At 37.0% G+C, this 10327-nt stretch carries 6 protein-coding genes; all 6 read left to right on the top strand.

Features of this window, described 5'->3' with window-relative positions; all coding sequences use genetic code 11:
• Nucleotides 1-233 precede the first annotated feature (233 nt).
• The 6 genes from B5X76_RS20200 to B5X76_RS20175 all read left to right on the top strand — a co-directional run bounded on the left by B5X76_RS20200 (nt 234) and on the right by B5X76_RS20175 (nt 10320).
• The gene (locus B5X76_RS20200; RefSeq protein WP_079645738.1) at nt 234-1910 is read left to right on the top strand and encodes a tetratricopeptide repeat-containing sensor histidine kinase; all 1677 of its coding nucleotides are present in this window, start codon (nt 234-236) and stop codon (nt 1908-1910) included.
• An 18-nt stretch (nt 1911-1928) separates the two neighbouring features.
• Nucleotides 1929-2594: a helix-turn-helix transcriptional regulator gene (locus B5X76_RS20195; RefSeq protein WP_079645737.1), complete on the top strand. Its 666-nt coding sequence runs from the start codon at nt 1929-1931 to the stop codon at nt 2592-2594.
• Between the two features lie 439 nt (nt 2595-3033).
• Complete coding sequence (locus B5X76_RS20190) at nt 3034-3714, top strand: DUF805 domain-containing protein (RefSeq protein ID WP_079645736.1); 681 nt, start codon at nt 3034-3036, stop codon at nt 3712-3714.
• 36 nt (nt 3715-3750) lie between these two features.
• Nucleotides 3751-6756: a virulence factor SrfB gene (locus B5X76_RS20185; RefSeq protein WP_079645735.1), complete on the top strand. Its 3006-nt coding sequence runs from the start codon at nt 3751-3753 to the stop codon at nt 6754-6756.
• 11 nt (nt 6757-6767) lie between these two features.
• Nucleotides 6768-9539: a virulence factor SrfC family protein gene (locus tag B5X76_RS20180; protein ID WP_079645734.1), complete on the top strand. Its 2772-nt coding sequence runs from the start codon at nt 6768-6770 to the stop codon at nt 9537-9539.
• Nucleotides 9540-9543: 4 nt separating this feature from the next.
• Complete coding sequence (locus B5X76_RS20175) at nt 9544-10320, top strand: hypothetical protein (protein ID WP_079645733.1); 777 nt, start codon at nt 9544-9546, stop codon at nt 10318-10320.
• Nucleotides 10321-10327 lie beyond the last annotated feature (7 nt).

Raw genomic sequence — 10327 nt, 5'->3', positions numbered from 1 at the left:
GATCGTGGTAATACGCCGCCGCCAGTCAAACCGCTCAAAAAGACTTTAGGTTTAGCACTCGTTGACCAAGAGCAAGGCACAGGTGGAGATCGCGGTAATACGCCGCCACCGATTAAGCGAAGACCTGTTTATCATTGGAGTTAAGTCCATTAGAACAAATAGTAAAAGGTAGCAAACGCTACCTTTTACTATTTAGTGTTTTTTTTGTAATTTCAGGACATTAATCGACTGAATTGAAAAAACATTACCTCATCATACTGCTCGTTACATTTTTATCCTGCCGGAATGAGCACGTTCAACAGCCCGTTCAAAGTGCCGATGCCTATTATAAAAAAGGCATATCCTACGCAGAAAGCGGCAAAGCCGACAGTGCTTATCTCGCTTTTGAAAAGGCAAAAGAAGAATATATACAAGCAGGTGATAGTCTAGGAGTAGCCTCATGTCTTATTCGAAGTTCCCTTCTTCTTAGTGAGCAGGGCGACCACTTTGGAGCACAAGAGACTTCATTGCAAACATTTTCTTATTTAGACACCAATAATACAGAACATTGGCCCCATTTGGCATTTAATTATAATACCCTAGCCAATGCGACCTCCCTACTGAAAGACTTCGAAAAAGCCATCCATTTTTCTGACCGAGCTATACAGTTTTCAACCGACAGTGTTACATTGTTGCGTTGTCTAAACAATAAAGCCGCAACACTTTTCGACTCACGCAAGTACAACGCAGCACTAGATATATTTCAACAGATCACCTTTCAGACCCCACAGGGGACTGTAGATTATGCACGCGCACTCACCAATCTTGCAAAGACCAAGTGGCGTACCGATTCGTCTTACGATGCAGGCATCGATCTTAAAAAGGCGCTACAGATTCGACAAGCAAATGAGGACCGTTGGGGGCAAAATTCGAGTTACGCACATCTTACAGAGTACTATGAGCCACGCGACAAAACTAAGGCGCTGCTATATGCGCAGAAACGATATGCTATCGCCTTACAATTACATAGTGCAGACGACCAGCTCAATGGACTGCGCAAGTTAATAAAGCTCAGCCCAGCTAATCAGGTTCAACCCTATTTCGATAGGTATCAGACTCTGCAAGATAGCGTACAACAGGCGCGCGCTGCAGCCAAGAATCAGTTTGCCGTGATCCGCTATGAGGTAGATAAGAACAAGGCAGAGAATCTTATGCTTCAGAAGGACAATGCCGTCCAAGCAAAAAATATCGTTCTACAGCGCTCTGCAATCATTGCCGCCCTAGCGTTGATCATTGGCGGTGTTTTCTACTATAAGAAGCGCAAGCAACGGCTAAAATTAGAAGCCCAAGACCAGATCAAAGCATCCAAACTCAAGACATCGCGCCGGGTGCACGATGTAGTAGCCAATGGTATTTATCTAGTTATGGCCGAGATTGAAAATAAGACTGAGGTCGATCGAGATGGAATCTTGGACAGACTAGAAGTCATGTATAACAAATCTCGTAATATATCCTACGAGGCAGAAGAAGATTACGAGGCCTTGACCCAGCCTTATTATGAAGAACTATCCGAATCCATCCGTTCCTATGCTACCGATACCCGTCGGGTTATTACCGTTGGAAACGATGCCGAGACATGGCAAGATGTGAATCCCAGAATGAAAGAGGAAATACGGCACGTGTTGCTAGAATGCATGGTCAATATGAAGAAGCACAGCAGGGCCGACAACGTCGTAGTCAAATTTATGCGCTCATCAGGGCATCTTGCGATAACCTATCGAGACAACGGTGTAGGTGTCAACGACGCAACTATTTTAGGCAACGGTATGCAAAGTATGGTTTCCCGTATAAATAGTTTAGGTGGGCACATTATCTTTGACTCCATAAAAGAAAAAGGATTAGAAATCAAGATCGATATTCCAATAGCGTAACTTAAAAAAAACAAAAGCATGTTTAAAAAAGTACTTATTGCTGAGGACCAAGAGATGGCCAATGTTTCTATACAGAAAACACTTCATGACTTGGCCATCAAAGACGTTCATTACGTCTATTATTGCGACGATGCGCTTGCGCGGATCAATAAAGCTATTAAGGATGGCGATCCATTCGACCTATTGATCACCGATCTTGTATTCGAAGACGATATGACACCCCAGAAGCTTTCCGGAGGAGAAGATTTGGTTGCCGCCGCCATAGCAGCTCAGCCCGACCTTAAGATCATCGTATTATCTTCCGAAGGCCGCTCACGCTTTATCGACAATCTCTTTAAAAGCGAAACCATACACGCCTATGTGCGTAAAGCAAGACGAGATGCACAATATATAAAAGAAGCCTTAGAGGCAGTATATCAGCACAAGACCTATCAATCGCCCGAAGTGAAAGAAATCATGCAAGAAAAAAATAGTCACGACTTCACCACTTTTGACGTACATATCATCAACCTGCTTGCCGACGGTGTTTCTCAGAAGGAGATCCCCGATTACCTGGAGGAACGCGGTATTAAGCCATCGAGCTTAAGCAGTGTCGAAAAGCGTCTTAACCATATACGTTCGGTACTCGGTTTTACAAAAAATGAACAGTTGCTCCTGTATTGCAGCGAGCAGGGCATTATCTAAGTCGTACGATATTTATGCGTGTGTGACACGCACTATAATCATAACTAAAATCTAAGGGAGGTATTTACCTCCCTTATTTTATATACCTATAATACAGTTGTTTATTTTTTTAAAAAATAAATTTCAAATTACGGCATACCGTAAAAAACGATGCTAACGCTTCTCTACATTTGTGATGTCCAATAAGGACAAATACCAAACAATTGACAGCATGACATGGAGTTTTATATCCCCATAATATTTGATCTTTTTAATAAAGTAGTTTCGGACACTAAAAATTTACAAGGCATTTAGTAAGCAAATTCATGACAGTTAGCTTCTTAATGAGTGAGCATATAATAACTATTGGATCAGGTTTGAATTCTTATGAAACTACTGGTTGTGTTTTTAATTTGAATGCATTAATTTTTAATGAGTTAACATGCTAATAGCTTGAGTTATGAGAGAGTATTATTATGCAAAAAAATCCGAAAAATTTGGACCTTTCTCTTTACAAAAACTGAGGACTGAAAACATTTCAAAAAAAACTTTGATTTGGTTTGAAGGATTACCTTCATGGCAGTTTGCGAAAGATTTAGATGAACTACAAGAGGTTTTTGAATCTCCAGTAGAAGTTCCGAAGGAACCATATGAATTAAAATCATCAATTGAAGACAATACGTCATACGGTTATCAATCTGGTGTCGATGATTCTATCCCGTCTTCAATTGAGCACCCTATCTCCCCAAGAGAATCAAAGTCCTTCCTTGAGGGAGAGGTTTTAGAGATCTTAGCGGAGGATAAGACACCAGTTATAGATAATCTTGGTTTTTTTAAAGCTCCTTTTAGTTGCAAGGGGAGGATTAGGAGAACAGAGTGGTGGATTACGGTCTTTGTAACTCACATTACTTCAGTAATTATAGGTGCTTTTTTAGAAGGGAATAGTAGTTCATCAATAGCTATATTATTTTTAATACCACTTCTTTGGTTTAGTGTAGCCCAAGCAGTAAAGCGTTGTCACGACAGAGGCAATTCAGGATGGTACTTAATAATTCCATTTTATACGCTTTGGATGGCATTCGGTGATAGTAGCGTCGGTACCAATGAATATGGTACTAATCCCAAAGGACGAAATCTATAGTACTTCATCAACACATTTATCATCACTTAAGAAAGAATGAAGAGAATTTCATTAATAGCAAATTCCAATATCCAGTATTATAAATACGAAGTATCAATTGATCTGAGTTTTGGGAAAACAAATCGTATTTTTTATCATCAGCCATATGATAAAAATGTACTCAGTTTTATTCTAGATCCCTTATTTAAAGTTAATGAGCAAGGTGAAGAAAAATACTATCGTAGAGAGGAGCTTGAAATAAATGAGTTTCTCATAAATAATAGACTGAAAGATGAAGTAGATCTATCTTCATGTACACAGATCTTTGACTGTTTTGAGGAATCTAATCTAAAACGTGTTTTAAAAAATTATCAAAATTGTTGGATACCAATACCTTATTTTAAAGACAACTCTATAAATAAGGATGTATTGTACCCAACGGACTGGGTTCGGGTCTATATCACTTGTGATGAAAACTTTAACAAAGCAAGTATTGTTGTGGCTGTTGATACAACTCTTGCACGTAATGACCAAGATAAAACAAGTCCTACATTGAGTTTGAATCCCGATGAAAATATTTTCAGATTGGAATCGAAGGAGATGAACATAGCGCGAATGATTTATTCCAATAAATCTACAAATGCATGGATAGATAAATATCTAGCAGACTTATATTACGGCAAAAACGATGAGCGACGGTATGAACAACCATTCAAAGAGTATTTAGGAAGTTATATATTACTTATTAAATGGCTGTCATTTCACCCAGATTTTCCAGAGGTTCAACTTTTTACGGATGGTGTTCGTAAGAAAACAGTCGATTTAGTAGTCGATATTGGCAACTCTGCTACTTGTGCGTTGCTTTTTGAAAGTAAGGATGACAGTACTTTTGAATTTGATAGTGTTAAAAAACTTATTATTCAAGACTATTCTCAGCCACATTTGGAATATGAGAAACCTTTTCCTATGAATGTCGTTTTCGCTGATTCTAAATTCGGGAATGTAAGTAAAGATATTTATCACAACAATAAGTTTATCATCCCGAGTATGGTTCGTATTGGTTATGAAGCAGAAGAACTGATCAATAACTCCATGCTAAATCTCGATTTAGGCTATGAGTTAAAGACTTATAATTCAAGTCCAAAGCGTTATTTGTGGGATAATAGTCCTTCAGAGCGGGAATGGGAGTATCATCCTTATACTAGATCCAGGTCGGTTGAAAAAGTTTATTTAAATGGGATTTCAGAACAGCTAAATACCGATGGTTCCCTAGTAGATGAAGGCGGCTTTTTTGGAAGCAAATCTCTTTTCTCCAAGGGATCACTTATGAAGTTTGTTTTTCTTGAGTTACTTATACACGCACATACTCAGATTAATTCATTCAAATTTAGAGAGGAGCATGGTGAGATGACTGTTCCAAGAAGTATACGTCGAATCACCATTTCATGTCCCACTGGAATGATCCAATATGAACAGATTGCACTTCGGAAAGCTGCTGAAGAAGCATGTATTCTATTGGCAAACTACCAAAAGTTTTACTTCGATCAAGACGAAAATAGTAACTGGTTTACCATACCTGATATTATTCCTTCGATAAAAGATATTTCAAAGCGGATCAGTCAGTTAGAAAGCAGGCAAGATTGGAGTTATGACGAAGCTACCTGTAGCCAATTGGTTTTTGTTTATAGCTTGTTAGCCAAAAAGCTAAAAGGTAATAATTACGTTATAGATCATTTTCTTTTTAACAGAAAAAGCCAACTTCGCATAGGTTCTATCGATATAGGAGCGGGTACGACTGATTTAATGATCAATGAATACCTATTAAATGAAGAGCTGACCCTTCAGAGATTTGAGCCCAAACCATTGTTTTGGGATAGTTTTAAGTTGGCTGGTGATGACCTATTAAAAGAACTAGTGCTCAAGATACTAATAAAAGGAAGTTCGTCCGAGATGTCAGGCATGGGTATCCTTGAACGTTATGCCTTAGAAAAGGGTATTGAAGATGTTCAAAATAAGCTAAGTGGATTCTTTGGAGAAAACACAAACAATATGGGGTATGCAGCCAAAATGATGCGTAAGGCCTTTATTCATCAAGTAGCCATTCCCATAATTTATAAATGTCTAGAGTTAGCCAATACTGAATCTGAAATACAGTCTACATTTGAAGACATTACAGGAGTTAAATTTAAGAATAAAGAACTTGTAGCCTATTTCGAGCAACATTTCGGGTTCAGTTTTCTTGATGTAAAATTGACTTTGTCAAGTGCTACGGTTAATACCATAGTTAGAGCTGTATTTGACAGAATGGTACGACAGATTGCAGTAGTCCTCAATTATTACGAATGTGATTTTGTGGTTCTTTCTGGTAAGCCAGCCTCATTGTCCAGCTTCGAATCACTATTTAAGCAATACCTATCGTGTTCACCTAATAATGTTATAAATCTAAATAATTATTGGATTGGCAAATGGTATCCTTTTGCTGATCCGACAGGAGTTATCAATGATCCTAAAACGATAGTAAGTGTAGGTGCTATTATTGCATTGATGTCAGGGAAACTTAACAAACTGCAAGACTTTAAGTTAAATACTACATCCTTGTCTCAAGCAATAGATTCCACAGCAGACTATGTGGTAAAACTTAATGGAAATATTAAAGAAGAAATATTGTCATTGAAAGTCAATGATCGAAGCTTTTTAGTAAAGCAGTTACCTTTTCAGTTTGGGCATAGCAAATTTATATCACGTAATTATCCCTACTCTTCGCTTTACAATCTTCATATAAATCTTCAAGAGATTGAAAATATCATAAGGCATCGATATCCTGACAGAGATGTTTCTTTTTACAAGGAGCAGGTTAATATCGAGCGAGGTAATATTCTTCAAAATATGCCCTTAACAGTTTCTTTTTCACGCGATATAGACGAAAGTAAAGAGATAGTAAGGATTACACAGGTAGAAAATGCAAATGGAAATAGTCTATCGACCAAGTACTTCTCACTCACATATCAGACATTGGAACACGTCGAAGGGTATTGGTTGGACACATGTGAGTTTGTATTATAAGTTTGGAGCAGATGAAAAATTATTCTAAAGAGGAAATTGCAAAGATTAAAGAAGTCATATCTGACAAAATAGTTTTAGTAAATAATACGGTAAGCTGGGTAGATCAAAATTTAAAGTTTGAAGAGCGCAATCAATTATTGTTGAAACTTAAAAACAACCTTAATACGCTTCAGAAAATAGAAAAGGGGATAGGTAATAAACCTGTTATGGCGGTATTTGGTGCTAGTCAAGTTGGCAAATCCTATTTGATCAAGAATTTGTTAAGTGATCAAAGTAAACCATTTTATATAAATAATGGAGTAACAAGATATGATTTTCTAAAAGATATAAATCCTCCCGGTACTGGTGCAGAGAGTACTGGTGTAGTTACGAGGTTTACAGCAGACAATACGGTTTTATTCGAAGATTATCCGATACGTATAAATATACTTTCAGCAAAAGATGTGCTTAACATACTATTGGATTCTTATTTCTTGGATCTGAAAAAAATTACAACATTTATCACCAAGAAAGATTTAGAGGAACATCTTTCAGGACTGGAACAGAATCATGGTAATCTTTCTCAATCCTATATGACCGAGTACGATGTGCTTGAGATTAAAAGCTACTTTCAAAAGCACTTATCCAAACATACGATTCTTTTTCAGGGATTGTATGAGACTCGTTTTTTCGAAAGGGTTGGGCAGCTTATTCAATATTACTCCCCCCAACAATGGAGTGATGTTTTCAGTGTCCTTTGGAACAAGAGCGAGATATTTACCTTACTTTTTAACGAATTAATATCAAAACTCGAACTTTTAGGATTCGTAGATTCGGGTTACATAGCATTCGACAACGTTTTGCGAGGTTGCGGGGAGATCCTTGATGTTAAAAGACTTCAGGAACTTAGAAGTTGTACTAACATTACAACAATGAAAAGGGGCGACGGAAGCACCGTAAATCTTTCAATATCTTTTTTAGCCGCATTGATATCCGAACTTGTTCTTACTATTCCAAGCGAACTGAGCGAGAGTCGCGAATTTCTTAATCATTCCGATCTGTTGGACTTTCCCGGTGCCAGAAGTCGTATGCCTTTGGACCAAAATGAAATATCAGAGAAATATTTAGATGCCATGTTGCTCCGCGGAAAGGTATCGTATCTTTTTAACAAATACTCGGACGACTTTAATATTAATAATCTCCTATTCTGTACAAATGATAAGCAGCTTGAAGTCAACGAAATCCCGACCCTTTTAGCAGATTGGATATCAAATAATATTGGAAATAATGTTAATGACAGGAGTGCAGCATTACAGAATGCTTCTACACCACCCTTATTTGTAATATTTACGTTTTTTAATAATCAGTTAAGATTCGACACGACCAATGACGTTAACTATACTTTTGGTCAGGACAGTCTTGATTACAAATGGCAGATCCGGTTTGAAAGATTTTTTGAGCAAGAGATAGTTACACAAGGTAGAGATTGGCATACCAACTGGTCACACTCGTGCCCACATTTTAGTAACTTCTATTTGTTAAGAGACTTCAAGTACTCTGAAGATACCTTTTTAGGATACACTGCTCATGATAAGGAGTTGGAAGTCAATCCAGAAAGAGTTGGGTTTATGAACGAATTGAAATCTTCCTTTATCAACTATGGTTTTGTCCAAAAGCATTTTACCTCTCCCGAACAATCTTGGAATGCAGCAGCCTCCTTGAACCACGACGGAGCGCAACTTATTATCCACAATTTAGCTCATGTATCTAACAACATAACAAAGACAAATCATTACTTGAATAGATTAAACAATCTTATTCAAGAGATTAAGCAAGATCTAATACGATTTATTTATACTGATGACGTAGCTAATCTACGAACATCCAATATGGCTAAGGTGAATCAGTTCCAGTTGTCGTTCAATACATTACTTGCAAGAGACTTGGGTTTGTTCAACACTTTTATCGATGCGATTTCACTTGTTCCCTTGGACCTGTATCATTTGTTAAATCAAAATATGGTTGTGGAAGTTGCGGATAAGATCCTAGATACAAATACACCTGCAGCTATTTTAAAAAGCCAATATGTAGAACTCAATAATTTGAAGTCCAAAGATGCTGTAGTTGCCGTCCTGAAGAATAAGTTTTGGCTTAATGACGAGACGTCTGTTATTAGTTTTCTCCAAGACAGCAATATAATAATAGAAGATTTGTATGAAGTCACGAAGTCCGAGTCGAAGTCACAATACTACACCAGGTTAGTATTGGACTATTGGAAGAACAAGATTGCTAGCCTTGAAAACTTTAAAACGTTTACTCAACTCGGATTAAATAAAGGTAGTCTAGATTTTGTTGTAACTCACTATCAACAATTATTGGATAAAAGGAAGATTAGTGAGAAGCTTATAAGCATTCTAGATGACGTTATCTCTCAGATTCAAATTAACCATGGACACGAAGTCTTTTTAGCAGAAACCTTTGCGTTGATCATTAACGATCTTGCAATCAATTTTGATCTTAATTTTTTTAGTGAAAATGAGATTGAAGAGGCTATACACACATTTCCTGCAACTACTTTTTTCGCAAATAAGCAACCGAATGACGAATCTGAAATCGCAATATCACGACTGTTTGATAATAATAATTTAGATATACAGACCATCACCCTAGAAAAATATAATAAGTGGGTAGAAAGTCTACGTACTTCATTATTGGTAAATGCAGGATTCGTAACCTATGATGTAGAAGCCAATGAAAGACTTAAAGGTTTAATAACGAACTATGAATCAATACAATTAAACTGATTTTATGCATTTATTCTATACCATACCAACAGATTCCTTCGTACCCTTGTCGCATGACAAAGCCTATCTATTTGTTCACTATGATAAAATAGCCAATTTTCTTTCATTACATATGAATAGAAAGTACCGGCACATGCTTGCAAAGCCGATCAAAAACAATTACGATATTGAGTGGTATTCACCTTACAACAATCTAAAGCCAAATGAACGATCCAGTGTTAGTGAACATTCTAATGAAAAATATTGGGAGTTTTATAACGAATTAGAATCTAAAATTAAACAATTATCTAGAGCAAATGATGAAAATGCTCGCGATTGGATGTCATTGTTAAACAAGGTTTTTAGTCCCGAGAACAACATCTTATTTACCAATGGCACTGACATCTGCATTGTATGGGGGTGGAAGTTTGAGAACAATCAAATTGTAAGACCTGATTTGTTGATGAGCACCAACGACCAGTTGGAGGTGAGCAACCAAGACGTTGATGAATTGACCAATTTTAGTGATCAATCTAAAATAGAAAGTGAGGCAAACAGCGGAGAAAAAGTATCCAACAAAGAGGAAGATAAACTTGTTGAAGAAGAATTTTTCTGGCGTGATGAATCCGAAGTTCAAGAGCAAGTAATTATTGATCCTACTGATAAAGAAACGATGCCCGCAGAGGCGAAACCAAGTTTTCTTGAGTTTCTAAAATACTTTGCAAGTAAATACTGGTGGTTACTTATAGTACTATTAGCACTACTAGCATTTATACTCTTATATAAATCATTAACAATATAAAATATCC

Source organism: Sphingobacterium nematocida (assembly GCF_900168125.1).
Taxonomy (GTDB): Bacteria; Bacteroidota; Bacteroidia; order Sphingobacteriales; family Sphingobacteriaceae; genus Sphingobacterium; species Sphingobacterium nematocida.
Note: the sequence above shows the minus strand (reverse complement) of the source record. Positions and strands in the feature narration are given on the sequence as shown.

Coding starts and splice junctions, on each gene's coding strand:
- B5X76_RS20195 (WP_079645737.1), top strand. CDS start 1,929: ATGTTTAAAAAAGTACTTATTGCTGAGGACCAAGAGATGGCCAATGTT.
- B5X76_RS20190 (WP_079645736.1), top strand. CDS start 3,034: ATGAGAGAGTATTATTATGCAAAAAAATCCGAAAAATTTGGACCTTTC.
- B5X76_RS20185 (WP_079645735.1), top strand. CDS start 3,751: ATGAAGAGAATTTCATTAATAGCAAATTCCAATATCCAGTATTATAAA.
- B5X76_RS20180 (WP_079645734.1), top strand. CDS start 6,768: ATGAAAAATTATTCTAAAGAGGAAATTGCAAAGATTAAAGAAGTCATA.
- B5X76_RS20175 (WP_079645733.1), top strand. CDS start 9,544: ATGCATTTATTCTATACCATACCAACAGATTCCTTCGTACCCTTGTCG.